The sequence below is a fragment of the Brucella grignonensis genome, from assembly GCF_002252505.1.
In the GTDB taxonomy this organism is placed as follows: Bacteria; Pseudomonadota; Alphaproteobacteria; order Rhizobiales; family Rhizobiaceae; genus Brucella; species Brucella grignonensis.
In genome coordinates this window covers 34,548-60,408 of the sequence record NZ_NNRL01000164.1, presented here as the reverse complement: position 1 = coordinate 60,408, position 25,861 = coordinate 34,548, and the positions used below count along the sequence as shown (strand labels likewise).

The window sequence follows — 25,861 nt, the reverse complement described above, 5'->3', positions numbered from 1 at the left end:
GACTCAGATGAGAGCGGATGATGACAGTTTTATGTCACATTTAGCTGAGCTCGGATATTGCCGAAAACGACGAGGCATGAAACAAGCGCGAACATGAATTACCGTCACGCCTATCACGCCGGGAACTTTGCAGATGTCGTCAAGCACGTCATCCTTTCCCGCATTGTTGAATATCTCAAACGCAAGGATCAGGCCTTCCGTGTGATCGATACCCATGCGGGCATCGGTCTTTACGATCTGCGCGGCACTGAAGCCGAGAAAACCGGCGAATGGATCGGCGGTATCAGCCGTGTGATGGACGCGGTCGAAAAAGGTGAGATCGAGCAGCCAGTTCTGGATTTACTGGCGCCTTATCTTGAAGCCGTTCGTGCAGTCAATACCAAGGGCAGACTCAAGCATTATCCCGGTTCTCCGCTCCTGACGCGACATCTGCTGCGTAAGCAGGATCGTCTTTCAGCGATTGAACTGCACCCGCAAGATGCCAAAAAGCTGGCAAAGCTGTTTGACGGCGACTATCAGGCGCGTGTCATCGAACTTGATGGCTGGCTGTCGCTTGGTGCACATATGCCACCCAAAGAAAAGCGCGGGCTGGTGCTTGTTGATCCGCCTTTTGAAATAGAAGGCGAATTCGATCGTCTCGTGGATGGGCTCGTCAAGGCTTACAAGCGTTTTCCCGGTGGAACCTATGCGTTCTGGTATCCGGTGAAGGACCGCAAAGAGACGGAGCGGTTTTCGAAGCGTCTGCGCGAAACCGAGATTCCCAAGATCATGCGGATCGAACTTGCGATTCGGGCACCATCACTGGAACCGCGTCTTGATGGCACCGGAATGATTGTCGTGAACCCGCCCTTTACACTGGAAAGTGAGATGCAAATCCTGCTTCCCTGCCTTACCAGGTTGCTTAGCGAAGAAAAGGGAGGCAATTTCAGCATTCAATGGATACGCGGCGAGACGGATCGTACTTGACCGTTTCCAATTGCTGAATGAAACTGCGCCCAGACAAGTTTGGAAAAGCGAGCTTCATGCTCGAATTGTGAGACAGGAAAAAGACATGCAACGCAAGTTGGATCGCATCGGACAGTTTTCTCGGACAGCCCTTCTGGCTGCTTCGGTTCTTCCCCTGACGTTCGCTTCCCTGCCCGCAAGCGCCGCCGATTACCTGACTTCGGCACCGACATCTGTCGGCGATGCCGGTCTTTGCAGCCAGCAGGGTGTTTTACGCAGTGTCGTTGCTGATTTCGGCTATCAGGTACGCAATGTTCCGAACCTGCCACAAGTCGGCATTTCCGCAATGAGCGATGTTCGCCTCACCCGCTATGAGCCAAAAAACAATCCGGCTCAAATCGAACGGACTTATTGTAAGGCCACTGCTGTTCTCAGCGACGGTCAGCATCGTTCGGTTTGGTACATGGTAGAAGAAGGCCAGGGCTTTGCTGGCGTTGGTCAGAATGTTGAGTTCTGCGTAGATGGCTTTGACCGCTGGTTCGTCTACGACGCAAGCTGCCGCGTTCTGCGCTGATTATGACCATGATGCGGCGCAAACTGGCGGTGCTTTCAACCGCCCTTCTTGCCACTTCTTTTGCAGCGCTACCCGTAATGGCGCAGGACCGGGGCAATAGTCGCCCCGGTGATTTTGATTTCTATGTGCTGTCTCTCTCCTGGTCGCCTAGCTATTGTACTCTAGAGGGCCCAAGAGCAAACAAACAGCAATGCGGCACCAGCCGGCCGTTCGGCTTTGTGGTTCACGGTCTCTGGCCGCAGAACGAGCGGGGCTATCCCGCCAATTGTCAGTTTGACAATGCTCGCAGCCGCAGCAGCTTCGTACCTCGCCAAATTGTTTCAAGCGTTTCCGATATCATGCCTTCAACAGGGCTTGTTGCGCATCAATGGCGCAAACACGGAAGCTGCTCGGGTCTTTCGCAGAACGATTATTTCGCTACAGTTCGCCAAGCCTATCAGCATGTGAATATTCCGCCGAGCCTTCGCAACCTTACCTCGGGTCGGCGCATTGACCCGTTGCTGGTCGAAAAGGCATTTACTGCGGCAAATCCCGACATGAAGCCGGACGGCGTATCTGTATCATGCAAGAGCAACTATCTTCAGGAAGTTCGCATCTGTATGACCAAGGACCTCAAGTTCCGTGCCTGTGAACAGATCAATACCAATGCTTGTCGCAGCCGTTCCGTTATGATGCCAGCGGTTCGTTGAAACCGTTCTAACCGCTTGTTTTGTGCATTCTCTTACGCAAAATCGCTTTGAACTTTTGCTGGAAATGCTCTTCGTAATTTTCACAATCAGGAATGAAGATGACTCAGATCCTCTATTCACCCGCCTCGCCTTACAGCGCGAAGGTGCGTATGGCCGCTCATCATGCGGGTATTCCATTTGAAAGTGTCGTGGTTACGACCTCTGCAGAGCCGGAAAATCTCATCAATGCCAATCCGCTTGGCAAGATTCCGACCTTGATCACAGATGATGGCAAGTCGGTTTTCGACAGCCGTGCAATCGTGCAGTATTTGAACCGCACATCGGGTAACAAGCTTTTCCCGCGCAATGTTGAAAAGCGCACCGATGCAGAACGTTACGAAGCAATTGCTGACGGTTTGTCCGATGTTCTGCTCGCGCATGTTTACGAGCGCCGTATGCGTCCCGAAGAAAAGGTGCACCAGCCGTGGCTTGATCTGCAATGGCGCAAGGCGGAACGCGCGCTCGACCTTCTGAACGAAGCTCCGCCTCGGCTTGCAGGCAAACTTCATGGCGGCCATCTGGCGGTCGCTGCCACACTTGGTTATCTGGGCTTGCGCTTTGAAGGTAAATGGGAGCGTGGTCGCCCAAAACTCAAGCGCTGGATGAAGCGCTTTGAAGAACTGCATCCCGAGCTTTCAAAGCTTCTGCCCCACGCTTAAAATTTGAGTAATAAAAAAACCGGGCAGTTTCCTGCCCGGTTTTTTCTGTCCAATTACGTAGTAATTAGAACTTGTAGCCAACGCCGACGCGAATGTCGTGGGTGTCAAGCTTGTTACGGACCGATTCGGTGCCGAGGTCGTAGGTCTTGTTACCGAACTGGGTGTAGCGGTATTCAACGCGACCAAGGATGTTGTCGGTCAGCTTGGCTTCCAGACCGGCACCAGCAGTCCAACCAACGCGGAACTTGCTTTCGTCGTCAACGCCGTTGTCCAGCTTAAGCTGCGTACCTGCAATACCAGCAGTGATGTAAGGCATAACTGGGTTCAGATCGTAGCCGAGACGGCCACGGAGCGAGCCTTCAAAGCCCTGCTTGGCTTCCAAACCATTCTTGGACTTCTTGGCCCAAGAGTAACCTGCGTCACCTTCAACACCGTATACGAACTGGTCCTGCTGGAAGTTCCAGCCAGCATATGCGCCAGCCTTCATGTCGTCAGGCTTGATCGCGCCGTCGGTGTTGGTCTTTACCTTGTTCCAGCCGTAGCCGAGGTACAGACCGGTGTAACCACCAGCCCAGCTGTACTGTGGAGCCATTTCAACAGGAGCTGGAACAGGAGGCTGTTCCATGATGGCATCAGCTGCGAAAGCAGTTGCAGAGAACGGCAGCAGCGCAGCCGAGGCGATTACAAGAGACTTAAGAGTGCGCATAGCATTCTCCTTGACTAAAAATTACCTTTAGCGCGGTCCCTTATCGGGTGGGCAACATCTTGGGGAGTAAACCGCCCATGCCGCGCTGACAGGACAGACATATCGAGGGTAAATGCGGCACGATCTGCCCCCTTCTGTGGAGAGAACCTGACGAGAACGTGGCAAAATTGCGATGTTGCATTCTCGCAACGCTCCCACCACGCACCTATATAGATACAAGCAACATCTCTGGCTTTCGGATTGAAACAACCTCATTCAATTGAAACCACTGAATTTGTTATGTTTTTGTCAGCAGTGAACCGCAAGCCCTTTAATTTTAGCTGTATTTTTTCCGGCAAAATGGCATGAAATGAAGCGATGATTCACGATAAGAAAGTGTTTACCCTGTTGGAAAATCCGGAAACCAACCCGCTTGCAAATTGCCCTGTTCTGGTGACGGGCGGCGCGCGGCGCATAGGAAAGGCCATCATCGAAGATCTGGCGACACACGGCTTTCCGGTAGCTATTCACTGCAACCGCTCCGTTAATGACGGCGAGGCGCTTGCAGCGCAAATCGCTGAAAATGGCGGCAAGGCCTGCGTTGTACGGGCTGATCTCTCAGATGAGAGCGATGTGCGCGGATTACTGCAACAGGCGGCAGAGCAGCTCGGTCCGATTCGTATGCTCATTAACAATGCATCGCTGTTTGAAGATGATCGCGTTGGCAATCTGGATATGAAGCTGTGGGATCGTCATTTTGCGATCCATTTGAAAACGCCGGTAATTCTTGCCGAAGAAATGGCGAAAGCTCTGCCTGACGATACAGATGGTCTTATTATCAACGTCATTGACCAGCGGGTCTGGAAGCTGAACCCGCAGTTCTTTTCCTACACGCTTTCCAAGACTGCCCTCTGGAATGCCACACAAACGCTGGCACAGGCACTGGCACCGCGCATTCGCGTTAATGCTATCGCCCCCGGCCCCACTTTGCCGAGCGAGCGCCAGAATGCAGATGACTTTGAATTGCAGGTTAGTCGTTTGCCTTTGCAACGCGCGCCCGACCTGTCAGAGTTTGGACGCACTGTTCGCTATTTCTGGGAAAGCCGCTCTGTGACCGGTCAGATGATTGCGCTTGATGGTGGGCAGCATCTGGCATGGGAGACCCCGGATATTGCAGGAATTACGGAATGACCGGACCACGCAAGACCATTGATGATGCCATTTCACACCTGCCATCGGATGATGAGCAGGATGTGGCTGGTATAATCATGGGCGATGCAGAATCTGATGACGACGATGACGCAATCGAAGAGGCACCAGCCGTTGCCTCTGCGACCGATTCGATACAGTGGGATTCGTCGGATGGATTGCCGGATACGAAAGGTCTGAGCGGCGCAGACATTATCAATGCCTTCGTCAAACGCTTACCGAATAATCCGGGCGTCTATCGCATGTTCAACAGCGATGGCGACGTGCTCTATGTCGGCAAGGCACGCAGCCTGAAAAAGCGTGTCTCCAATTATGCGCGCGGAGTCGGCCATTCGAACCGCATCACCCGCATGATTGGTGAGACGGCGACAATGGAATTCGTCGTCACACGCACTGAAACCGAAGCTTTGCTGCTTGAAGCGAATCTTATCAAACGCTTGCGTCCACGTTTTAACGTACTGTTGCGTGACGATAAGTCATTTCCATACATTCTTTTGAGCGGCAATCATCGTGCACCCGGCATTTTCAAGCATCGCGGCGCACGCACGCGCAAAGGCGAATATTTTGGCCCGTTTGCTTCCGCAGGCGCCGTCGGCCGCACGATCAACGCGCTTCAGCGTGCTTTTCTACTGCGTACATGCACGGATTCAGTGTTTGAAACGCGCACCCGCCCTTGCCTGCTTTATCAAATCAAACGCTGTTCCGGTCCATGCACCCATGAAGTCAGTGACGCGGATTATGCCGAGCTGGTTGCCGAAGCCAAAGCCTTCTTGTCCGGCAAAAGCCAGACCGTGAAGGATCATCTTGCGGCAGCGATGCAGGCTGCGTCGGCAGAGCTCGATTTCGAACATGCTGCCGTGTACCGTGATCGCCTCTCGGCTCTTTCCCATGTGCAATCGCATCAGGGCATCAATCCGCAGACCGTTGAAGAAGCCGATGTTTTTGCCATCCATCAGGAAGGCGGCATGACCTGTATTCAGGTCTTCTTCTTCCGTACCGGGCAAAACTGGGGTAACCGCGCCTATTTCCCAAAAGCTGACAGTTCATTCGGACCTGCGGAAGTGCTCGGCGCGTTCCTGTCGCAGTTTTACGATGACAAACCCTGCCCGAAGCTGGTTCTGCTCTCCGAAAGCGTCGAAGAACAATCGCTTATTGCTGAAGCGCTATCTTCGCGTGCCAACCATCGCGTTCAGGTCAATGTTCCGCAACGCGGAGAAAAGAAAGAATTGGTCGATCATGCTCTGACCAATGCGCGAGAAGCACTCGGACGCCGACTTGCGGAGACCTCCTCGCAGGCTCGCCTTCTGAAAGGTCTGGCTGAGACCTTTGGCCTTCCACATACGCCGCGCCGCATCGAAGTCTATGACAACTCGCATATCATGGGCACGAATGCGGTTGGCGGTATGATCGTTGCCGGGCCGGAAGGCTTCGTCAAGAATCAGTATCGCAAGTTCAATATCAAGTCGACCGACATCACACCGGGCGATGATTTTGGTATGATGCGCGAAGTGATTGAGCGGCGGTTTTCACGCCTCGTCAAAGAACACGGCGAACCGGAGCCTTTGGCGAAAACGGAAAGCCTGGAAGCAGTCAACGATGCCTTCCCGGCATGGCCTGATGTTATTCTGATTGACGGCGGTCAGGGTCAGGTCGGAGCGGTTCGCCAGATACTCGGCGAATTGGGCATAAATCATTTGGTGACCGCCATCGGTATCGCCAAGGGTGTGGACCGTGAAGCAGGACGCGAACGCTTTTTTGTCGAAGGTAAGCAAGCCTTTACGTTGCCGCCGCGCGATCCGGTTCTCTACTTCATCCAGCGCATGCGCGATGAAGCACACCGTTTCGCCATTGGCACACATCGGGCAAGGCGCAAGAAGGAAATGGTTGCGAATCCGCTCGATGAAATCTCGGGAATCGGTCCAACGCGCAAGCGTGCGCTTCTCCATCATTTCGGTACGGCAAAGGCGGTATCCAGAGCGGCAATTGAAGACCTGATGCAGATCGATGGCATATCGGAGGCCATGGCAAAGACCATTCACGACCATTTTCATGATCGATGACGTAATTTTGTCCGGGTTTGGACAACTAATCCTGTAAGGGCGTCATTACGTCCCGATTGAACACATGAGCAGGTGTTGATTTTCTTGATCATCCCTGATGTTGTGCACCAACAACGAATGCGGCGGTACAATGCGGAAAAATCACACTCTCTCCTTGCCCAACATTCTGACTTACGTGAGAATTCTTGCGGTGCCTTTGGTCGCCTTGTGCTTCTTTATCGAAGGCCGCCTTCATTCCAGTGATTTTGCACGCTGGAGCGCCTTGGGCATTTTTATTTTCGCAAGTATTACAGACTTTTTCGACGGTTATCTTGCGCGCGCATGGCAGCAAACATCTACGATTGGGCGTATGCTCGATCCAATTGCTGATAAGCTTTTGGTTTCCACATGCCTTCTATTGCTCGCAGCCGACCCCGCAAAAACAATCGCCGGATGGAGCCTGTGGGCCGCTATTATTATTCTCTGCCGTGAAATTCTCGTATCAGGTTTGCGCGAATATCTCGCCGAATTGAAGGTTAGTGTGCCCGTATCTCAACTCGCGAAATGGAAGACCACCGCACAGATGATTGCGCTGGCGTTTCTATTGGCTGGTCCAGCCGGAGAAAAAGTCTTACCGTATACAACCGAGATCGGCATTGGTCTGCTTTGGATTTCGGCGATCCTGACGCTTTACACGGGCTGGGATTATTTCCGCGCAGGCCTCAAACATGTGATGGATTGATCGTCTTGCGTGTAAATCTGATCTACTTCGCCTGGGTGCGTGAAAAAATCGGCAAGGGAGAGGAAGTCATAGAACTCCCTTCTAAAACGATCAGCGTTGGTGCGCTTATTGCTCACCTCAAAGGCCTTGGCGATGAATATGAAGCGGCGTTCGAGCACGAAAATGTCATTCGTGCCGCGATCAATCAGGAACATGCTGAACATGACGAGTTGGTCAGAGACGGTAATGAAGTAGCGCTTTTTCCACCCATGACGGGTGGCTGATATAGTCCGAACATGACCAGCCACTCGATCTGCCCCCTTTTCATCAGCATTCGCGATACAGACTTCGATATCGCCGAAGAGATCCGCAAACTTGGCGAAGGTCGCAATGATATTGGCGCTATAGTCAGCTTCACCGGCCTTTGTCGTGATGAAGGCGGCAAGCTTTCAGCACTTGAGCTGGAACATTATCCCGGAATGGCAGAAGCTGAAATTCGCCGTATCGCTCATGATGCCATTGAGCGCTGGCCTCTGTCTGGCGTTTCCATCATTCACCGTTTTGGATTGATTAAACCCGGTGAAAATATTGTTCTCGTTGTCACAGCATCAGCCCATCGTCAGGCTGCTTTCGAGGCTGCATCGTTCCTGATGGATTTCATGAAAACGGGGGCCCCATTCTGGAAACGCGAGCATCTGATTGAAGGCAGAACTGGCGACTGGGTAGAATCGAAAGCCGAAGACGAACAAAGCCGAGAGCGGTGGCAGAAGAGCTGAAACCCGCATTTTTGCGGGTAAGTTGTCCCGGATAAAACTATTTTTTACATGGCAAGAATTTCACACGTTCTGTTTAATCACGAATTAACTATTTAAACCCCTAAAATATAGGGTATTTTGGATAGCGCGTTACTGCACTGCCACAATTTTCACATGAAGCAGCGTTTATTGTCTGTATCATGAATCATGCTGTTTGCGGGTATGGGACCTCTGGCACAATCGGCCGATTGTGAGCACCACCGACGACACAAGACAAAAATGCGGGGAACGGAAGTTTCGGATTTGGCGATGCTAAAAGGACTTACGAAAACTCTTTCAATCGTGGCAGCGCTCACTGCAGGCATAGGTGTGCTCGGTGGAGCGGCCATGTTTTTCACGACGTCCATGCCGACTGTCAGCATTGCAGCTGACAAGACAATCAGCGGCAAGGTCGTTTATCGTGAGCGCATCGCTTTGCCACCAGAAGCGCACCTCATCGTACAACTCAATGATGTTTCCCTCGCTGATGCACCTTCCAAGACCATTGGAGAGACTCGAATCGAGGCTCCGCACGGCTCACCGATTCCATTTGCCATCAATTTCGATACAGACGGGATTGAACCCCAGCACACCTACGCTTTGCAAGCCCGCATTGTTGCGGGCGACACGCTCTGGTTTGTGAGTGACGAACGTTACACCATCGACCCCAAAAACCCTGAAGAGCCTATTGAGCTCAAGATGGTGATGGTTCGCAAAAGTGCCGACGAGGCTGTAACGATTGGCATCGAAGGCAAGGACTGGCTCGCAGAAGATATTCAGGGTGGTGGTGTCATTGATACCGCACAGTCGACGCTGTTGGTCAGTTCTGACGGTAGTGTCAGCGGATCGGGCGGCTGCAATCGCTTTATGAGCAAAGCTGTGATCTCGGGGAGCAGCATCTCGTTTGCCGAAATCGGCTCGACCTATATGCAGTGCCCACCTGCATTGATGAACCAGGAGCGCAAGTTTCTCGATGTTCTTGGCAAAACACGCTCATACAAGATGGATGCGGGAAAACTCGTTCTGATTGATGAGGGTGGTGACGAGCTGGCAACACTTGCTCAGAGCCTCTAACTCTTCCACACTTAAGAATACAGATAAAAAAAGCCCGGTCTCGCGACCGGGCTTTTTCTTGATACCGATATGGTATTAGCCAACGATTTCGGTGCCGGAGAACCAGTAAGCGATTTCTTCAGCTGCAGTTTCAGGAGCGTCCGAACCGTGAACCGAGTTTTCGCCGATCGACAGAGCAAATTCCTTGCGGATGGTGCCTGCGTCTGCGTTTGCTGGGTTGGTCGCGCCCATGACTTCACGGTTCTTGGCAATGGCGTTTTCGCCTTCGAGAACCTGTACGATGGTTGGGCCGGAAGACATGAATTCAGTCAGTTCGCCGAAGAAAGGACGTTCTTTGTGAACAGCGTAGAAGCCTTCAGCTTCACGCAGGCTCATCCAGACGCGCTTGGAAGCGACAACGCGCAGACCAGCTTCTTCGAGCTTAGCGGTGATGGCACCGGTCAGGTTGCGGCGGGTCGCATCAGGCTTGATCATGGAGAAGGTACGTTCGATTGCCATTATGACACCTTGTATGATGGAAAATTAGAAAAGTGAGGCTCTATAGCGTTGATAGCCCCAATTGCCAAGGGGGAGCCCTTCACCAAGTCTCTTATCAGCTTGAGACGGCAGAAAATTGACTGCATAGATGATGAAATCGATTCACGAGAGTGGTTTGGATTCAAAAGGAATGATTGAAGCCGCTCTGTCTTTTTATTTTTCGCATTTCCCTCATGCAAAACCACTTCGCACTTTTGCTGGAAATGCCTTCGGGGGCAGTCATGGAACAGCACTTTCAAATGTTCGCCTATTATAATCGTTGGGCCAACGAATTGCTCTATTCCGCAGCTGCCGATTTGAGCGATGTAGATTACAGGCTGGACCTGGGATTATTTTTCGGATCAGTGCACCGCACCTTCAATCATTTGCTTGTTGTTGACCGCATCTGGATGAAGCGCTTTACTGGCGAAGGCGACCATCCCAAAAAACTGGACGCAATCATTTCCGACAATTTCATCATACTGCGTGAAATGCGTCAGGCAGAAGACACACGCATTTGCAGTTTTGCAGATGGGCTTGATGCGCAAAAACTTGCCGGTCGTTTCAACTACACATCATTAACCGACATGCGAACCAGAAGCCAAAGGCTCGTGCCCTCTCTTGCGCATATGTTCAACCATCAGACCCATCATCGCGGACAGATACATGCTGCATTGACCAGACTTGGTGCAGATGCGCCATCAATTGATCTGGCACTGTTTCAACACTCCGAAGCGGGCCGCCGCTTCGCCTGATAGTTGATACTTGCGGAAATTTCCGAAGCCGTGCAAAAGCGTTTCCACCATGCTTATTCTTGACGACATCTCCGTACGTATCGCCGGACGCCTTTTGATTGATCACGCCAGTGTAACACTACCGGCGGGCTCCAAGACAGGTTTTGTCGGGCGTAACGGCACTGGAAAATCCACCCTGTTCCGTGTCATCACCGGCGACCTTGCATCTGAAACCGGTAGTATTTCACTGCCGAGAAATACGCGTATCGGTCAGGTGGCTCAGGAAGCACCCGGCACAGAAGACGCGCTGATCGAAATCGTCATGAAGGCCGACAAGGAGCGCGCAACCCTTCTCGAACAGGCTGAGACCGCGACTGACCCGCATCGCATTGCCGAAATTCATACACGTCTTGCCGATATTAACGCGCATTCCGCAGAAGCGCGTGCGGGCGCGATCCTCTCAGGTCTCGGTTTCAATGCTGAGGCGCAGCGCAGACCTGCCTCGGCCTTTTCGGGCGGCTGGCGTATGCGCGTGGCTTTGGCTGCCGTGTTGTTTGCGGAACCTGATCTGCTGTTGCTCGATGAGCCGACCAACTATCTCGATCTCGAAGGCGTGCTGTGGCTTGTCGATTATGTGAAGCGTTATCCGCACACAGTCATCATCATCAGCCATGATCGCGATCTGCTGAACTCGGCCACATCTTCGATCATGCATTTGGATCAGAAGAAGATCAGCTTCTGGCGTGGTAACTATGATCAGTTCGAGCGACAGCGGCATGAAATGTTGGAGCTTCAGCAAAAGGCACATGCCAAGCAAGAAGCGCATCGCAAGCATATGGAATCCTTCGTCGAACGATTCCGCGCCAAGGCTACCAAAGCTCGTCAGGCGCAGTCGCGTATGAAGGCTTTGGAAAAGCTTAAACCCATTGAGCTTTACGTTGAGAGCAATGTGCAGCCATTCCGTTTCCCGGATGCGGAAAAAAAGGCCGCCTCGCCGATTATTGCGCTCGATAACGCCGATGTTGGTTATGTGCCGGGCAAGCCAGTGTTGCGCAATGTCACGCTGCGCATCGACAATGATGATCGCATTGCACTGCTCGGTTCAAACGGTAACGGCAAGTCGACCCTCGCCAAACTCATTGCCGGGCGGTTGCAGCCCGAAAAAGGCAATTTAACCCTTTCACCCAATCTGAAGGTCGCCTTCTTCGCACAGCATCAGATGGATGATCTGGTCCCCGAGGACAATGCGATTGAACACGTGCGCAAGCTCATGCCGGGAGAGCTGGAAGCCAAGGTGCGCGCGCGCGTGGCTCAGATGGGACTTTCAACGGAGAAGATGCTCACACCTGCCAGAGATCTCTCCGGTGGCGAGAAGGCACGTCTTCTGATGGGCCTTGCGACCTTCCATGGTCCAAACCTGCTGATCCTCGACGAACCGACCAACCATCTTGATATCGACAGCCGTGAAGAGCTCGTACACGCACTGAACGCGTTTAACGGTGCGGTGATCCTTATCGCCCACGATCGTCACCTGATCGAAGCGACCATGGACCGTCTGTGGCTGGTGCGCGAAGGTGGCGTGAAAACATTCGACGGCGATCTTGACGAATATCGCCAGATCGTTCTGGCCGACGCCAAGGGCGAACAGCTTTCTGAGCGTGACGAAGGTCCAAAGGTCAACAAGGCGGAGCAGCGTAAGCTTGCTGCTCAGAAGCGCGAAACATTGGCGCCATTGCTCAAAAAGATCAAGGAAACCGAGAGTTTGATGCAGAAACTGCAGAAACAGATTCAGGGTTTCACTTCGCAACTGGAAGATCCCGTTCTTTATGAAAAGGAACCGCAGAAAGCGATCCGGATCAACAAAGAAATGAGCGATGCAAAATCGGCCCTCGCAGAGGCAGAAGACAAATGGCTGGAAATGTCTTCTGAATATGAAGACGCAATGGCTGATTAGGGTCTGTGGGGAATTAGGTTTTGAGCGTGGCGTGAGACGGATTTTGTTTCTGAACAAGAGAACAGGGCGCGGTGGAGTGTATCTCCACGAGGACTGTTCGACACATTCAGAGAGAAAATCCGCAATGTCCTAAAGGGATATGGTGAAAATGGTCCAGCTTCGCGTCGCAAACCCTCGATGGAGAACCACTCCACCTTCGGCTTTGCTCCTAAACCTGTGCTATTTTCATCCATACCACGCTTTAAAACTAATTCCCCACAGACCCTAAAGCGCTTTTCGATCTGACTGGATCAGATCGGCGCTCTAAATATTTGTTTTAACGCGCATCTTTGTCCGAAAACCGTTTCACACTTTTCGGGATACGGTCTAAACTTGCGGGCGGCGAATGCGCGTCCGCATCAGCGCATAGACGCCAAGCACACCCAGAATGAGGCCAATCGTTGTATAGGTCTCATCTGCTTCTTCGGCACCTCGTCTCAAAACAAGATCGATTTTCGACAGTTGCAGGCCGTCCGTATTGCCCTGGACGGCTCGGAATGCGTAGGTTCCGGATAAAACTGGATCGATATCGCCCGCACTCTGACGCAGCACGCTGCCATCCTGCGGGCGATCCGTATTGATTGAACTGCTTGTCGATGCAAAATCGAGACCTTGCGACAAGACAGGCATGCCATTGCGGCTAACGGCAAGCGTTACAGCGGAACGACGCTCAGCTGGCACATAGCCCGGCAAGGGCACCGCATCGAGAAAGATACGCACAGGCGCATCGCTTGCCGAAAGCGGGATCTCCTGCGTGATAAAGCCACTCTGGCGGCTTTCAAGGATCGGCCAGCGACCGATTTCATCGCCAGTGAAATGGCGCACATACCAAGGATAACCGAACGCGAGACCGAAGCCCGCAACAATCATTGCGACGAAAATGGCACGCATCAGGCTTTGCGCTCCCAGCGACGATCCGTTGTCTGTTGCCAGTAAGTCAAATCGTGGTTCTCCGTCTTGAAGGCCTTCCACTGTGCCCGTGCATGGTCGAGCTGATCTTGATCATGCCCGTCAAACATGACGACAAGTCGCTCATATTCCCCCGCCTGCTCAAGTGCCGCACCTTCCACCAGAAAGCGAACCGTCGCTCCATTAGGATTGGCTTCCGACGTAGTCAGCAACACAGGTTGCTGCTCGGGGTACGGCTCCTTATCGGTGCCATGTGCAACGAAAGATGTTTCGGAGAAAGTCCATAACAGGCTGTCGAGCGCATCACGCCGTTCATCGCTCACCGCCTGTATAGTCACGCGCCAGCCGCGTCCAAGCGAACGCTCGACGAGCCCCGGCAGAGCTTCATCCAGTGTCGATTCTGTCAGGTGGTAAAAGAGAATTTCAGCCATGCGCCCTCTTTAAAGCATTTGAACCAGAAGTGCGAAGCAGTTTTGCGTGAGGCAAATGTCTCAAAACAAATGGGTAGAGCATTCGTTATACCAAGGCGGCTCAAGATGCTAACGCATCACGCCTTGATAAAGTTCAAGCGCCACTCGGGCTTAACCAAAGTCCAATGAGTTCCACTCAATGAACTTTGGGATGAGGCCAAGAAAGTGATTCACTTTCTTGGCCTAACTTGTTGTTCCTGAATCAGATTCAGCTTTCGAAATTATCGCGAACGAGACGGTCGAGAAGTCGTACACCATAGCCCGAAGCCCATGACTGGCTATATTCGTTCGTTGGCGAACCCATGGCTGTTCCGGCGACATCGAGATGCGCCCAAGGTGTATCGCCAACAAAGCGCTTGAGGAACTGTGCAGCCGTGATCGAACCTGCATAGCGGCCAGAGCTGTTTTTCATGTCGGCAAATTTGGAATCGATCATCTTGTCGTATTCCTTGCCCAGCGGCATACGCCACAGCTTTTCACCCGTTACCTGACCTGCTTCATAAAGCTGATCTGCAAGTTCATCATCGTTCGAGAACAGACCTGCGTGATGCGTGCCAAGTGCGACCAAGATTGCGCCGGTCAAGGTTGCGAGATTGATCATGAATTTTGGCTTGAAGCGATCATTGGTGTAGTAGAGCGCATCGGCCAGCACGAGGCGGCCTTCGGCATCGGTGTTGATGACTTCGATGGTCTGGCCAGACATCGATGTCACGATATCACCCGGACGCTGTGCATTGCCGTCAGGCATGTTTTCAACAAGACCAATCACGCCGATTGCGTTGACCTTGGCTTTACGGCCTGCAAGAGCGCGCATCAGACCTGTAACGGCTGCAGCGCCGCCCATGTCACCCTTCATTTCCTCCATGCCAGCAGCAGGCTTGATCGAGATACCACCGGTATCGAACACCACACCTTTACCGACAAAAGCGACCGGCTTTTCCTTGGCCTTTGTCCCCTGCCATTCCATGATGACGAGACGTGGTGGACGAACGGAACCTTGCGAAACGCCCAAAAGCGAGCCCATGCCGAGCTTCTTCATTTCCTTTTCGCCGAGAACTTCAACCTTCACGCCAAGCTTCTCAAGCTTTTGAGCTTCTTCGGCAAACTCAACAGGACCGAGAATATTGGCTGGCTCATTGACGAGATCGCGTGCCTTTAACACACCATCGGCCACGGCTTCAGCGGCTTCGAGAGCTCTTTTGGCGCTGTGTACGTCTGCGGTATGAATATTGATCTTGGCCGCGTGTTTCGGCTCGCCGTTTTCTTCGCTCTTGCTGGTCTTGTAGCGATTGAACTCATATGAACGAAGAATCATGCCCAGAGCCACATCGCCCGCTTCGTCGCCAGCAATCGTGGTTTCAGGCAGAGCCAGCGTCAGCGTTGCGCGTTCGGATTTGCCGATTCGCGAGAAAGCTGCGCCACCGATCTTGATCCAGTCGTCATTACCAAGTTCGCCGGGCTCACCCACGCCCACCAACACGATCTTGTCTATACCGCCTTGAGAAGTTTCAATTGCTTCCGCAGTTTTGCCCAAAGCACCCGTAAAACCTGAGATTTCGGCGATACGAGCAATCTTTTCGGCTCCGCCAACCGCCTGCCCCGCTTCTTCTGCGAAGCCTCCACCCTTGGCAACGAGAACAATGCTTACGCCTTTTTGCGGTGCTGAAAATTCACTGAAAGAAATGGAAGGACGTTTCGACATAACAACTCCAAACAGAGGTCGGACCATGAGATGACACGATTGTGTCGCGACTTTTTCTTACTCATGTGAGACGAATATGGCGAAACGGCAAGTCCGCCGCATCATGAAAATCAGTTTTACGTTAACTTCGGTGACAACTTGCCAAGCTCCGTTTCGGTTCCCACCTATGTTCGACAAAAACAGGTTGCAACAGCCCGCTCTCTCCATTTAGAGAAGCTTGCGCTAGCTTCGGCTGAAAATCTTTAGTAATCTGTTAACCTAATTTCTTTGGCTAATTTTAGCCAAGTGCAACTAGACTGAATTTTCATTCACGAGCATTGTTTCTCCAGGGACAGGCTCCTTCAACGGAACCGGGATGTAGACTCCGCCTATGAAATTGATCGAGTTGTACATCCTGCGCCGCGTGGCGATCATGTTCTTTGCGGTGCTGGGCGCTGCAGTGGGCATCACGTGGACTGTGCAGGTGCTGCAGCGCGTCGACTTCCTCACCACAAGCGGTCAATCCATTCAGACCATTATTCAGTTCAGTTCTCTCCTGATCCCTTCCGCAATTCCACTGGTCATGCCATTCGCGCTGATCATTGCAATTACGCAGACGCTCTCAACGATGAATCAGGATTCCGAGCTCGTGGTTATCAACGCATCCGGTGCGCCACGCAGCGCAGTCATGCGTCCGATACTCATGCTCGCAGCCATTATCTCCGTCGTTTCCTTTCTCGTAGCAAACTATGTCGACCCGTATGCCCGCATGAATATGCGCGCGATGATCGCCAATGCGAGTGCGGATTTGCTCAATGTCGTTGTGCAGGAAGGCAGCTTTCGCAAACTCGCGGATAATCTTTATATCCAGATTGCCGATCGTCACGCTGATGGCAGCATCGGCGGCCTGTTCATTGCCGATTCCCGCGACCCTTCGCTTGATCTGATTTATTATGCAGCCGATGGCAACATCGCGAGTACGCCAGCTGGCGATATGTTGCTGATGAAAGATGGTGAAGTTCAGCGCCGCGATGTTTCGGACGGCACAGTTTCGATCATAAAGTTCAATTCCTATGCGTTCGATCTCAGCCAGTTTACATCTGCCGGGGACGATTTCGTTATCTACGCCAAGGATCGCCCACTCACATATCTGCTCAATCCAGACCCGAATGATCCGATTCTGCAAACGCGACCATTGCGTTATAAGGCTGAATTGCATCGTCGTTTGACCGATTGGCTTTATCCAGTTGTGTTTGCGATGATCGCGCTTGCCTTTGCCGGGGACTCCCGATCTCATCGTGAAGCACGCGTATCCGCGTCATTTTCAGCAATCAGCACAGCGCTGCTTGTCTATTGGGCCGGATATTTTTCTGCCGACCGCGCCGATAAGGACGAAACCTATATCGTCATCATGTATCTCGTCCCGCTGAGTGTGATCCTGTTGGCTGGTTATGCCCTCGTCACGGGTCGACGCATCGGAATTCCGGACAAATGGAACGACAGAATGCGTGACGGTTTCGACCGTCTGAGACGGCATATATCTGGCATTTATAACCGCTTGCTGGGCAGATTCCGCGGAGATGCGGGAGGTCGCGCATGATTGGCTGGACGCTTGGGCGCTATTTCTTTGCACGATATGTGCAGATCACATTCTATTTTCTGCTTGGTATCTTTGCGCTGGCGCTTCTTCTTGATTTTACAGAGAACGCAAGCAAGCTCGCTAATCTGCCCGGCTATAGCGTGTGGGCCGCACTTGGCCTTTCTGCGATGCGTGTTCCCTTTATCATGCAGCAGATGATTCCCTTCGTTGCGTTGTTTTCAGCGATGGCGACGCTCATTTCGCTCAATCGCAAGTATGAGCTGGTCGTTGCGCGCTCTGTGGGCGTTTCTGCCTGGCAATTCCTGTTGCCTGCGTGTTTTGGTGCATTGCTGTTTGGCTTGGCAACGATCTTTATTCTTAATCCTTTTGCCGCCTATGGCTTTTCCAAGGCTGACGAAATCGCTTCCAACTGGAAGAATGGCAAGGTGACAGATGTTTCGGCACTGCGCGATCCGTGGTTACGCCAGAAAACCGATGACGGTGAGACCATCATCGGCGCAAAAAGCATTCTTGACCGTGGCGCAACGCTTGTAGATGCAACGTTCATCCAGTTCGATGACAAGAAGAAAATCAAGGACCGTTATGATGCTCGCACCGCGAAGCTCATGGATGGTCATTGGGAACTGACCGACGTCACACGATTCTCGCGTGGTGAGGAACCGCGCAAACTGGAGAGCATCGACATTCCAACGCAGTTGCGTCCGGAATATGTGGAAGAAAAGCTCGCCTCCCCTGATACAATTCCGTTTACGCAACTCCGTCACAAGATCAAAGTTGCGCGTTCCTTTGGCTATTCGGCAAACGCTTTTGATATGCAATACCAGTCACTTCTGGCTTTGCCTGCGTTGCTGATGGCCATGACTCTCATTGCTGCAACAGTGTCCCTGAAATTTGTGCGATTTGGTCAGTCCGGCGCGATGATTCTGGGTGGCGTTGTTGCTGGCTTCATGCTTTATGTCGTTTCGGTGCTGGTGAAGGCATTCGGGAATGCGGGATTCGTTCCGCCTTTCGTCGCGGCTTGGGTTCCGGTTGTTATTGCAACATTTTTCGGTATCTCCTTTTTGTTGCATAAGGAGGATGGTTAGTGGGTTTGAGTAACGCCCGCATGGTGCTGCCCCATTTGTTCTCGCGTCTTGCACGCGGGTCTGCCTTGGCATGTGCTCTTGCTATACCTTTCATTTCAGTTGCAATTGTCCCTTCGCAGGTTCAGGCGCAGGATGCTCTCGGGGCCAATTACCAGAGCGATCCAAATGCGCGTATGCTTCTGCAGGCGGATGAGCTCGTCTATGATCGCGATGTGAACGTTGTTACCGCTCAGGGTAAAGTTCGCATTGAGTATGACGGCAATCGCCTCGTTGCAGACAAGGTTACGTACAATCAGCAGACCCGCCGCATGACTGCGACCGGGAATGTTGAGATTGTCGAACGTGACGGTAACAAGATTTACTCTGATCATCTTGATGTGACGGATAGTTTCCGCGACGGCTTTGTGAATGGCCTGCGCGTTGAGACGACGGACAACACGCGCTTTGCTGCGGAAAGCGCCGAACGTAGCAATGGTGAAATCACCACCTTTAACAATGGTGTCTACACTGCCTGTCAGGCTTGCGAAAAAGATCCGGACAAACCGGTTCTCTGGCAGATCAAAGCACGCAAGATCATCTGGAACAGCGCAACAAAAACCGTACGCTTTGAGCGCGGCAGGTTCGAGCTGTTCGGTATGCCGTTGGCATATTTCCCGGCTTTCGAAATGGCCGACCCGACCGTCAAGCGTAAGAGCGGCTTCTTGTTCCCAGGTTTTGCTTATAAGGATGACCTTGGTTTCGGCATCAAGAATTCATATTTCTGGGCTCTTGCGCCAAATTACGACCTGACGCTTTCGACGACTGCCTACACGAAGCAAGGCTTCCTGACGCAGGCTGAATGGCGTCATCGCCTCGAAAACGGCAGCTACAATTTTCAGATTGCTGGCATTCATCAGATGAAGCCGGGCGAATTTGACAGTGACACGACTGATCGCCACGAAGATAATCGTGGAATGGTGGCGTCGAAGGGCGATTTCGATATCAATTCACGCTGGAAGTTCGGCTGGGATGTTCTGGCCCAGACTGACCGTAATTTCAGCCGCACTTATAACCTCGAAGGCTATAACGCACAGACGCAGACCTCGAAAATTTATCTGACCGGCATCAATAACCGGAACTATTTTGATCTCAATTTCTATCGCTTCAACGTGCAGGAATCTTATCTGCCGGGCAACACAAATGAGATGCATTCCAAGCAACCCTGGGTTTTCCCAAGTCTTGATTATTCTTACACGTTACCTGATCCGGTCTATGGCGGTGAGTTGAATATCACCACCAATGCGCAGGTTCTGTATCGTCGGAATGCGAATTACACTGTCAATTCTAATAACGGGTCGATTTACTATCCACGTATCCCTGGCTTTAGCGGCACGAATGCTCGTTTCACGACTGAAGCTGAATGGAAGCGTACATTCATCACTCCAGCAGGCTTGGTAATCACGCCGCTTCTGGCTCTGCGTGGAGATGCGATCAGTGCGAATACCAGCTTTGATCCAGCGGTAGCTGGCTACACGGATGCTGTGGTTCGATCTGAAGCATTGCGGGCAATGGCAACGGCAGGCCTTGAGCTGCGTTGGCCTATCCTCTTCTCGACCACAAGCTCGACACATATTCTTGAGCCAATTGCACAGATCTATATGCGCAATAACGAACGCTATGCTGGACAGCTTCCAAATGAGGATGCGCAGAGCTTCGTGTTCGATGCGACCAACTTGTTTTCGCGCGATAAGTTCTCGGGATATGACCGCGTCGAGGGCGGCACTCGCGCCAATCTCGGCCTGCGTTATTCTGGCAATTTCAGCAATAGCGACTGGGGGCTATACGCCCTTGCCGGACAGTCGTTCCAGTTGGGTGGCGTAAACTCCTTCGGCACGAGCGATTTCGTGAATGTCGGCGCGGATTCCGGTCTGCAGGGGGCTCGTTCCGACTATGTTGCCATGATTGGCACATCCAACTCGACCGGTCTTGCGCTTGCTGCACGTGGACGGTTCGATAAAGACAATCTCAATGTCCGCCGCGGTGAACTTGAGGTACAGCAGAACTGGCAGAAACTGTCTGTTTCGGCGCAATATGCTTATATTGCACCACAGCCAGCCTACGGTTATGCCGATCTCAGACAGGAAGTCACCGGTTCGGCAACCGCACGTCTTGATGCAAACTGGCGCGTTTTCGGCTCCGGAACTTATGATCTTGTATCGGATACGCTTGTTCGTGCATCTTCCGGCCTCGCCTATGACGATGAATGCTTCACTTACTCGATGGCTTACGTTCAAACCCGCAATCCGGGAGACGACAAAGCATCGCATAGTGTAGGTTTCAATATCTCGTTCCGAACGCTTGGCGATATCGGAAGCGGCGCCCAAACCTTCTAAACATAGAAAGAGCGGAAACAAGATCAATTGATCTTGTTTCCGCTCTTTCCTTTTAGGCATCAGCATTGTTGGTGATATTCAAATAACGCTGCGATTTTTATCGATTTTATTCAGTTAAGTGCCTTCCATCACCTCGCAAAATGCTAAAGAGTCATTGTTTCGCCGCTTTGGCTCCTCTATACAGGCATCATAATATGATTGGCTCCTGACGCGTCAGTTCACTTTGAAGATGCTATTAGGATGTCAACCTGAAAGAAATCGGGAAAGAAAGATGATGTTTGCTAGACCTCTATTCGCCTCCCTGCTGGGCGCTGCCGTATGTGTGACGGCGCTTGGAACGGCTGCGACCCTGACCCCGGCTTTTGCTGCCGGTGGAACGGAGGTCAAGGTCATTGTCTCCGGCAATGCAATCACCAATGGTGACATTCAGCGCCGCGCAGCTTTTTTGAAGCTGCAGCGTAAAGGCGGCAACCTCAATCAAGTTGCGCGCGAAGAACTGACAGAAGAAATGCTGAAGCGCGTAGAGATGAAGTCACGCGGCATCAACATATCCGACAAAGAAGTCGACGAGGCCTATGCAGGTTTTGCAACGCGCAACAAGATGAGCGTCGCGCAGCTTAATCAGGTCATGAATCAGGCAGGCATCACCCCTGATCACTTTAAGAAGTACATCATGGTCCAGATGGGCTGGGGTCGTCTTGTTAGCGCACGTTTCCGAGCAACCGGCATGGTTAGCGAGCAGGATGCTGTGCAGCGCATGCTGAAAGACGGCGGCAAGAAGCCAGTTGCAACCGAATATCAGCTTCAGCAGGTGATTTTCGTTGTCCCTAGTTCGAAGCGTTCGCCTGCCCTGCTTGCAAAGCGTCGTCAGGAAGCGAACGCATTGCGCTCACGCTTTCAGAGCTGTGACACGACCCGTCAGCTGACCAAAGGCATGATCGACGTTACAGTTCGCGACCTTGGCCGTGTTATCGAACAGCAGCTTCCAGGCGACTGGGCAAAGGACGTCAAGGCGACCAGTGCTAACCGGGCAACGCCGCCGCATGACACAGAAAAGGGCGTTGAAATTCTGGCGGTCTGCTCGACCCGTCAGGTGTCGGACGATCGTGTAGCTCAGCTCGTTTTCTCCATGGAAGGCACAGATTCTGAAGCCGGACAGGAAAAGAAGGCGGATGAATTGAGCAAGAAGTATCTCCAGGAGCTGCGTGAAAAGGCGACGATCGTAAACCGCTGAGTTTACGTCTGGAGCACATCCCGAAAAATGTGAAACGGTTTTGCTGAAAATGCTCTAATGCCTTGGCAGTGACTATCTGACCGTATAATTTGAGGGGGCTTTTGCCCCCTTATTTCATCAGCCGAGAAAATAGCTATGCCGAATCAACCGGTTCCTCCGCTCGCCGTCAGTATTGGCGACCCCTCAGGCGTTGGAGCTGATGTTGCTCTTAGTGCCTGGCTCAGACGCGCAGAACTTTCTCTGCCGCCTTTTCTGTTGATCGCCGATCCAAAGCAGCTTGCTGCTCGCGCCCAGCATCTTGGCTTGAACGTGTCGATTGCCACAATAGAGGCACCGGCAGAGGCTGTTGATATCTTCAACACTAAACTGCCTGTGTTGCCACTCGTCAATGCGCATGAGGAAAGCCCCGGCAAGCCTCTCCCAGAAAATGCGGCCGGGGTTATTGAAGCCATTGAACGGGCCGTTGCACTGACTTTACGTGGTGAGACATCAGCTGTCGTCACCTGCCCTATTGCAAAGAAGCCGCTCTATGATGCTGGCTTCAAGCATCCCGGACACACGGAATTTCTCGCAGAACTTGCAAGCCAGCATCTCGGGCGCACAGTCATTCCGGTCATGATGCTTGCTGGTCCGGAATTGCGCGCTGTCCCCGTTACTATTCACATTCCTCTGGCCGAGGTACCGCGTGTATTGACCAAGGATGATGTTCTGGAAGTAGCGCATATCACCGCGCAGGAACTCACAGACCGTTTCGGTATCGCCGCACCACGCCTCGCAATTTCCGGCCTCAACCCTCATGCGGGTGAAAGCGGCGCGCTTGGCAAGGAAGATGACGCGATTATTCGGCCAGCAGTCGAAGAATTGCAGCGCGAAGGTATCAATGCCTGGGGCCCGCTGCCTGCGGATACGATGTTTCATGCACCAGCGCGTGCAACTTATGACGTCGCTATCTGCATGTACCATGATCAGGCACTTATCCCGGCGAAGGCTCTTGCCTTTGACGAGACAGTCAACGTCACACTGGGCCTTCCCTTCATCCGAACATCGCCCGATCATGGCACGGCCTTCGACATCGCCGGAAAAGGTATTGCCCGGCCAGATAGCCTTATCGCCTCCATACGACTGGCGCAGGAACTCGCAGAAAACGAAGCAAGGCGGAAATCATGAGCATCGACAATCTTCCGCCGCTGCGTGAGGTGATTGAACGGCACGATCTGATGCCGAAAAAATCGCTTGGGCAAAACTTCCTCTTCGACCTCAATCTGACATCAAAGATTGCACGGCAGGCAGGCAATTTACAGGATCAACCCGTCATCGAAGTCGGGCCCGGTCCTGGCGGGCTCACGCGCGCCCTTCTCGCCCAAGGCGCTTATGTGACCGCGATTGAGCGCGATGAACGCTGCCTTGATGCGCTGGCAGAAATCGAAGCCCATTATCCGGGTCGATTGCGCATCATTTCCGGCGACGCGTTGGAACAAGATTTCAAAGCGCTGTTTCCCGATGGCCCGAAGCCCCGCATCGTTGCCAACTTGCCTTACAATGTCGGCACGCAATTGCTGCTAAACTGGCTCCTGACCGAGCCATGGCCACCCTTTTATTCATCGATGACGCTAATGTTCCAACGGGAAGTCGCCGAGCGTATCGTAGCCGCTCCCGATAGTGACCACTACGGAAGACTTGGCGTTCTGGCGGGCTGGCGGACGCATTCGAAAATTGCTTTTGACGTGCCTCCACAGGCGTTTACACCACCGCCCAAGGTGATGTCGTCGGTCGTGCATATTACACCGCGCGAAGAGCCGCTTCCGTGTCGTGCCGATGCATTGGGACAGATCACACAGGCGGCTTTCGGTCAGCGCCGCAAAATGCTGCGTCAGAGCCTGAAGCCCGTTGGCGGTGCCACGTTGCTGGAAAAGACAGGCATCGATGGTACGCGTCGTGCCGAGACCCTAAGTGTGGAAGAATTCGTTGCACTGGCAAACGCTTACCGACCGTGATGTTCTCCAACGTGACTCATTCCACCTCTGGCATCGGTTGCCATCGGCGCTGAATTCATCTGTTTGAAGACTTTGTCCACATGATCCATTTCTGACCGGAAACTGGACATGGATGAACCTGTCAGCTTTTCACCCGCATTGAGTTGCGCTTTGAGCGGATCGACATAATGATCGCCGACTTTCAGCTCGTAGTAGAGGTGTGGGCCGGTCGAATAACCGGTTGATCCGACATAGGCGATCACCTCCCCCTGCTTCACATGCTGTCCGACCTTCAGGCCTTTAGCTTCGGCGGACAGGTGAGCATAGGTGGTGCTATAGCCGCCCTGGTGGCGGATGCGAACATATTTGCCATAGCCCTTTTGCGACGAAATCAGCTCCACAGTTCCGTCACCCGCCGCAACGATTGGAGAGCCGCTCGGGGCATCATAATCGACACCATTATGATGCTTGCGCACATGCAGAACGGGATGAACGCGCCAACCGAAGCCATCATTCAGGCGACCATTCGGCAATGGCTTGTGCATCAGATATTTGGTCATCGAGGAGCCATCCTCGTTGAAGTAGTCCGCGTTTCCTTCGACCTCATGTCTGTATAGACGCTTACTCTCGCCGTTCGACGTGAATTCGACGAAAACCAGTTCCGGATCAGTATCCACGCTTTCACGGAACAAAAGATCGATTTTATCAACTCCGTTAGCGCCCTGCTGGAGTGATACGTTGTTTTCAGAAGCAAGCTTTTTCACATCGTCTGCAACAGCGCGTGGAGCGCCTGCTGCAATCAGCCGGGACTGAACAGAGCCGTCCGTCCGAATTTTGGAAGGCTGACGCGATGCCGAGAGCATGGCATCGTGAGAAAGGCGTGCGAAAAGCCGCTGATTATCATTGGCGCGGAAAACGCCATTGTCTGTTCGTCCATAAACGGAATCGGATGCACTACCATGCCGGAAGCGCGCCATGGTTATATGCGCGGGTTTGTTGGGTGACTGATCCAGAAGCAGAATAAGATTGTCACCAGGAACCAGGTTCTTGCGTCCGAGCGCCTGCTCTAGATTTGCGGAGTCTTCTGCTGCAACGTCCGCTGCCTGCATGAGGACACCGACCTTTTCACGCGACTGCGGAGCGAGGACAATTTCATGCACTGTCTGGTGGGTTGTGCTGGCAGGCCTTGCGAAGCTCACATTCAGCGGCACACCTTTCTGATTGGCGAGTTCTGATATTTCCGTATCATGATTAAAGCCGTTGCCCCCTTGATGTCGATCTGGCGAGGGATCATGACTGATCAAGGCTTGTGAATTTCTTTCGTTCGCCAAGTCAAGAATCACGTGCTGATAGGTAAAGAGCGTCGCTTCGCCGTCGTCGGTGCCTTCTGCAATATCAATGCGTTTAGCGATCCGGCGGTTCTCATCGACATCATTCTGCGGAAGCAAGCGGGCTTCCTTCATTGCCGCGTGACTATGAACGAGCTTGATAGGATCAACCAGCACAGGCTGTGCAGCATGTCCATGACGCACCAAACCACCAGTCACAAGCACCATCGCGCCGCCTGCCAACAGTGTCGCTGAGGCAAGCGCTATACAAGCGCGCTTATGCGTGTGAAATGAAAAGCGAATGCGTTCTAAGGGTTTAAGAGCACGTTGCGAAAGTGGCGCGAGCCGCGCATGCATAGCCGACAGAGCAGCATGTGAAGCATCGGACCGGATCGCAAGATCTGGGGAGACAACCACATGAATCTGCTTATCTCTGCGGGCAGTGCGAAACAGCATGCAGCGAGCGGCTCCAAATTCCATCTGAAATAACAAACGGACCAGAGGGCCAGAGCGCGGCCAAATTAAGGCTCCGGTGGCC

Annotated in this window: 24 protein-coding genes; 18 read left to right on the top strand and 6 right to left on the bottom strand. The window is 52.7% G+C overall.

The annotated features are described in order from the left end of the window. Positions 1–93 precede the first annotated feature (93 nt). The 4 genes from CEV33_RS18160 to CEV33_RS18145 all read left to right on the top strand — a co-directional run bounded on the left by CEV33_RS18160 (position 94) and on the right by CEV33_RS18145 (position 2,906). Complete coding sequence (locus CEV33_RS18160) at positions 94–966, top strand: 23S rRNA (adenine(2030)-N(6))-methyltransferase RlmJ (RefSeq protein ID WP_094541824.1); 873 nt, start codon at positions 94–96, stop codon at positions 964–966. Between the two features lie 85 nt (positions 967–1,051). Beyond that, positions 1,052–1,519, top strand: coding sequence for a hypothetical protein (locus CEV33_RS18155; protein WP_094541823.1), 468 nt, complete (start codon positions 1,052–1,054; stop codon positions 1,517–1,519). Between the two features lie 11 nt (positions 1,520–1,530). Next, on the top strand, positions 1,531–2,208 hold the full coding sequence (locus CEV33_RS18150; RefSeq protein ID WP_094542069.1) for a ribonuclease T2 family protein: 678 nt from the start codon (positions 1,531–1,533) through the stop codon (positions 2,206–2,208). A gap of 98 nt (positions 2,209–2,306) precedes the next feature. Further along, positions 2,307–2,906: a glutathione S-transferase gene (locus CEV33_RS18145; protein ID WP_094542068.1), complete on the top strand. Its 600-nt coding sequence runs from the start codon at positions 2,307–2,309 to the stop codon at positions 2,904–2,906. Between the two features lie 64 nt (positions 2,907–2,970). Here the strand turns inward: CEV33_RS18145 and omp25 are convergent, their stop codons facing one another. Continuing rightward, a complete protein-coding gene (gene omp25, locus CEV33_RS18140) occupies positions 2,971–3,612 on the bottom strand; it encodes an outer membrane protein Omp25 (RefSeq protein WP_094541822.1) in 642 nt (213 codons plus the stop codon). 357 nt (positions 3,613–3,969) lie between these two features. Between omp25 and CEV33_RS18135 the strand changes: the two genes are divergently transcribed. From CEV33_RS18135 to CEV33_RS18110, 6 genes are all read left to right on the top strand, one after another. Next, entirely contained in the window at positions 3,970–4,782 is an 813-nt protein-coding gene (locus CEV33_RS18135; RefSeq protein ID WP_094541821.1) for an SDR family oxidoreductase, read from the top strand. Then, a complete protein-coding gene (gene uvrC, locus CEV33_RS18130; protein WP_094541820.1) occupies positions 4,779–6,860 on the top strand; it encodes an excinuclease ABC subunit UvrC in 2,082 nt (693 codons plus the stop codon). Before CEV33_RS18135 ends, uvrC begins: the two co-directional genes overlap by 4 nt. A gap of 130 nt (positions 6,861–6,990) precedes the next feature. Continuing rightward, on the top strand, positions 6,991–7,581 hold the full coding sequence (gene pgsA / locus CEV33_RS18125; RefSeq protein WP_094542067.1) for a CDP-diacylglycerol--glycerol-3-phosphate 3-phosphatidyltransferase: 591 nt from the start codon (positions 6,991–6,993) through the stop codon (positions 7,579–7,581). A gap of 5 nt (positions 7,582–7,586) precedes the next feature. Beyond that, positions 7,587–7,844 (top strand): molybdopterin converting factor subunit 1, encoded by a 258-nt coding sequence (moaD, locus tag CEV33_RS18120; protein ID WP_094542066.1) that lies wholly within the window; start codon positions 7,587–7,589, stop codon positions 7,842–7,844. A 12-nt stretch (positions 7,845–7,856) separates the two neighbouring features. After that, positions 7,857–8,336: a molybdenum cofactor biosynthesis protein MoaE gene (locus tag CEV33_RS18115; protein WP_094541819.1), complete on the top strand. Its 480-nt coding sequence runs from the start codon at positions 7,857–7,859 to the stop codon at positions 8,334–8,336. Between the two features lie 288 nt (positions 8,337–8,624). Further along, positions 8,625–9,428, top strand: coding sequence for an META domain-containing protein (locus CEV33_RS18110; protein WP_094542065.1), 804 nt, complete (start codon positions 8,625–8,627; stop codon positions 9,426–9,428). A gap of 75 nt (positions 9,429–9,503) precedes the next feature. On the opposite strand, the gene ndk is transcribed toward CEV33_RS18110, so the two are convergent. Continuing rightward, complete coding sequence (ndk, locus tag CEV33_RS18105) at positions 9,504–9,926, bottom strand: nucleoside-diphosphate kinase (protein ID WP_007874342.1); 423 nt, start codon at positions 9,924–9,926, stop codon at positions 9,504–9,506. Positions 9,927–10,186: 260 nt separating this feature from the next. Between ndk and CEV33_RS18100 the strand changes: the two genes are divergently transcribed. After that, positions 10,187–10,699, top strand: coding sequence for a DinB family protein (locus CEV33_RS18100; RefSeq protein ID WP_094542064.1), 513 nt, complete (start codon positions 10,187–10,189; stop codon positions 10,697–10,699). Between the two features lie 49 nt (positions 10,700–10,748). After that, a complete protein-coding gene (locus tag CEV33_RS18095; RefSeq protein WP_094541818.1) occupies positions 10,749–12,632 on the top strand; it encodes an ABC-F family ATP-binding cassette domain-containing protein in 1,884 nt (627 codons plus the stop codon). A gap of 366 nt (positions 12,633–12,998) precedes the next feature. Here CEV33_RS18095 and bspB read toward each other — a convergent pair whose 3' ends face one another. The 3 genes from bspB to CEV33_RS18080 all read right to left on the bottom strand — a co-directional run bounded on the left by bspB (position 12,999) and on the right by CEV33_RS18080 (position 15,752). Further along, positions 12,999–13,562, bottom strand: coding sequence for a type IV secretion system effector BspB (gene bspB / locus CEV33_RS18090; RefSeq protein ID WP_094541817.1), 564 nt, complete (start codon positions 13,560–13,562; stop codon positions 12,999–13,001). Beyond that, positions 13,562–14,011 (bottom strand): DNA polymerase III subunit chi, encoded by a 450-nt coding sequence (locus CEV33_RS18085; RefSeq protein WP_094541816.1) that lies wholly within the window; start codon positions 14,009–14,011, stop codon positions 13,562–13,564. The genes bspB and CEV33_RS18085 overlap by 1 nt, the downstream gene beginning before the upstream one ends. A 247-nt stretch (positions 14,012–14,258) precedes the next feature. After that, positions 14,259–15,752, bottom strand: a complete 1,494-nt coding sequence (locus CEV33_RS18080; RefSeq protein ID WP_094541815.1) for a leucyl aminopeptidase — start codon at positions 15,750–15,752, stop codon at positions 14,259–14,261. A 370-nt stretch (positions 15,753–16,122) separates the two neighbouring features. Between CEV33_RS18080 and lptF the strand changes: the two genes are divergently transcribed. From lptF to rsmA, 6 genes are all read left to right on the top strand, one after another. Beyond that, positions 16,123–17,331 (top strand): LPS export ABC transporter permease LptF, encoded by a 1,209-nt coding sequence (gene lptF, locus CEV33_RS18075; protein ID WP_094541814.1) that lies wholly within the window; start codon positions 16,123–16,125, stop codon positions 17,329–17,331. Next, a complete protein-coding gene (gene lptG, locus CEV33_RS18070) occupies positions 17,328–18,416 on the top strand; it encodes an LPS export ABC transporter permease LptG (RefSeq protein ID WP_094541813.1) in 1,089 nt (362 codons plus the stop codon). Before lptF ends, lptG begins: the two co-directional genes overlap by 4 nt. A 20-nt stretch (positions 18,417–18,436) precedes the next feature. After that, positions 18,437–20,788, top strand: a complete 2,352-nt coding sequence (locus CEV33_RS18065) for an LPS-assembly protein LptD (RefSeq protein ID WP_094541812.1) — start codon at positions 18,437–18,439, stop codon at positions 20,786–20,788. A gap of 271 nt (positions 20,789–21,059) precedes the next feature. After that, the gene (locus tag CEV33_RS18060; RefSeq protein ID WP_094541811.1) at positions 21,060–22,022 is read left to right on the top strand and encodes a SurA N-terminal domain-containing protein; all 963 of its coding nucleotides are present in this window, start codon (positions 21,060–21,062) and stop codon (positions 22,020–22,022) included. 135 nt (positions 22,023–22,157) lie between these two features. After that, on the top strand, positions 22,158–23,189 hold the full coding sequence (gene pdxA, locus CEV33_RS18055; protein ID WP_094541810.1) for a 4-hydroxythreonine-4-phosphate dehydrogenase PdxA: 1,032 nt from the start codon (positions 22,158–22,160) through the stop codon (positions 23,187–23,189). After that, positions 23,186–24,016 carry a 16S rRNA (adenine(1518)-N(6)/adenine(1519)-N(6))-dimethyltransferase RsmA gene (gene rsmA, locus CEV33_RS18050; RefSeq protein ID WP_094541809.1) on the top strand — a complete coding sequence of 277 codons (831 nt, stop codon included), beginning with the start codon at positions 23,186–23,188 and terminating at the stop codon, positions 24,014–24,016. The genes pdxA and rsmA overlap by 4 nt, the downstream gene beginning before the upstream one ends. Here the strand turns inward: rsmA and CEV33_RS18045 are convergent. Then, positions 24,004–25,779, bottom strand: a complete 1,776-nt coding sequence (locus CEV33_RS18045) for a M23 family metallopeptidase (protein WP_094541808.1) — start codon at positions 25,777–25,779, stop codon at positions 24,004–24,006. The two genes, rsmA and CEV33_RS18045, sit on opposite strands and share 13 nt — an antisense overlap. Positions 25,780–25,861: the final 82 nt, after the last annotated feature.

Coding starts and splice junctions, on each gene's coding strand:
- CEV33_RS18160 (WP_094541824.1), top strand. CDS start 94: ATGAATTACCGTCACGCCTATCACGCCGGGAACTTTGCAGATGTCGTC.
- CEV33_RS18155 (WP_094541823.1), top strand. CDS start 1,052: ATGCAACGCAAGTTGGATCGCATCGGACAGTTTTCTCGGACAGCCCTT.
- CEV33_RS18150 (WP_094542069.1), top strand. CDS start 1,531: ATGCGGCGCAAACTGGCGGTGCTTTCAACCGCCCTTCTTGCCACTTCT.
- CEV33_RS18145 (WP_094542068.1), top strand. CDS start 2,307: ATGACTCAGATCCTCTATTCACCCGCCTCGCCTTACAGCGCGAAGGTG.
- omp25 (WP_094541822.1), bottom strand. CDS start 3,612: ATGCGCACTCTTAAGTCTCTTGTAATCGCCTCGGCTGCGCTGCTGCCG.
- CEV33_RS18135 (WP_094541821.1), top strand. CDS start 3,970: ATGATTCACGATAAGAAAGTGTTTACCCTGTTGGAAAATCCGGAAACC.
- uvrC (WP_094541820.1), top strand. CDS start 4,779: ATGACCGGACCACGCAAGACCATTGATGATGCCATTTCACACCTGCCA.
- pgsA (WP_094542067.1), top strand. CDS start 6,991: ATGCGGAAAAATCACACTCTCTCCTTGCCCAACATTCTGACTTACGTG.
- CEV33_RS18115 (WP_094541819.1), top strand. CDS start 7,857: ATGACCAGCCACTCGATCTGCCCCCTTTTCATCAGCATTCGCGATACA.
- CEV33_RS18110 (WP_094542065.1), top strand. CDS start 8,625: ATGCTAAAAGGACTTACGAAAACTCTTTCAATCGTGGCAGCGCTCACT.
- ndk (WP_007874342.1), bottom strand. CDS start 9,926: ATGGCAATCGAACGTACCTTCTCCATGATCAAGCCTGATGCGACCCGC.
- CEV33_RS18100 (WP_094542064.1), top strand. CDS start 10,187: ATGGAACAGCACTTTCAAATGTTCGCCTATTATAATCGTTGGGCCAAC.
- CEV33_RS18095 (WP_094541818.1), top strand. CDS start 10,749: ATGCTTATTCTTGACGACATCTCCGTACGTATCGCCGGACGCCTTTTG.
- bspB (WP_094541817.1), bottom strand. CDS start 13,562: ATGCGTGCCATTTTCGTCGCAATGATTGTTGCGGGCTTCGGTCTCGCG.
- CEV33_RS18085 (WP_094541816.1), bottom strand. CDS start 14,011: ATGGCTGAAATTCTCTTTTACCACCTGACAGAATCGACACTGGATGAA.
- CEV33_RS18080 (WP_094541815.1), bottom strand. CDS start 15,752: ATGTCGAAACGTCCTTCCATTTCTTTCAGTGAATTTTCAGCACCGCAA.
- lptF (WP_094541814.1), top strand. CDS start 16,123: ATGAAATTGATCGAGTTGTACATCCTGCGCCGCGTGGCGATCATGTTC.
- lptG (WP_094541813.1), top strand. CDS start 17,328: ATGATTGGCTGGACGCTTGGGCGCTATTTCTTTGCACGATATGTGCAG.
- CEV33_RS18065 (WP_094541812.1), top strand. CDS start 18,437: ATGGTGCTGCCCCATTTGTTCTCGCGTCTTGCACGCGGGTCTGCCTTG.
- CEV33_RS18060 (WP_094541811.1), top strand. CDS start 21,060: ATGATGTTTGCTAGACCTCTATTCGCCTCCCTGCTGGGCGCTGCCGTA.
- pdxA (WP_094541810.1), top strand. CDS start 22,158: ATGCCGAATCAACCGGTTCCTCCGCTCGCCGTCAGTATTGGCGACCCC.
- rsmA (WP_094541809.1), top strand. CDS start 23,186: ATGAGCATCGACAATCTTCCGCCGCTGCGTGAGGTGATTGAACGGCAC.
- CEV33_RS18045 (WP_094541808.1), bottom strand. CDS start 25,779: ATGCTGTTTCGCACTGCCCGCAGAGATAAGCAGATTCATGTGGTTGTC.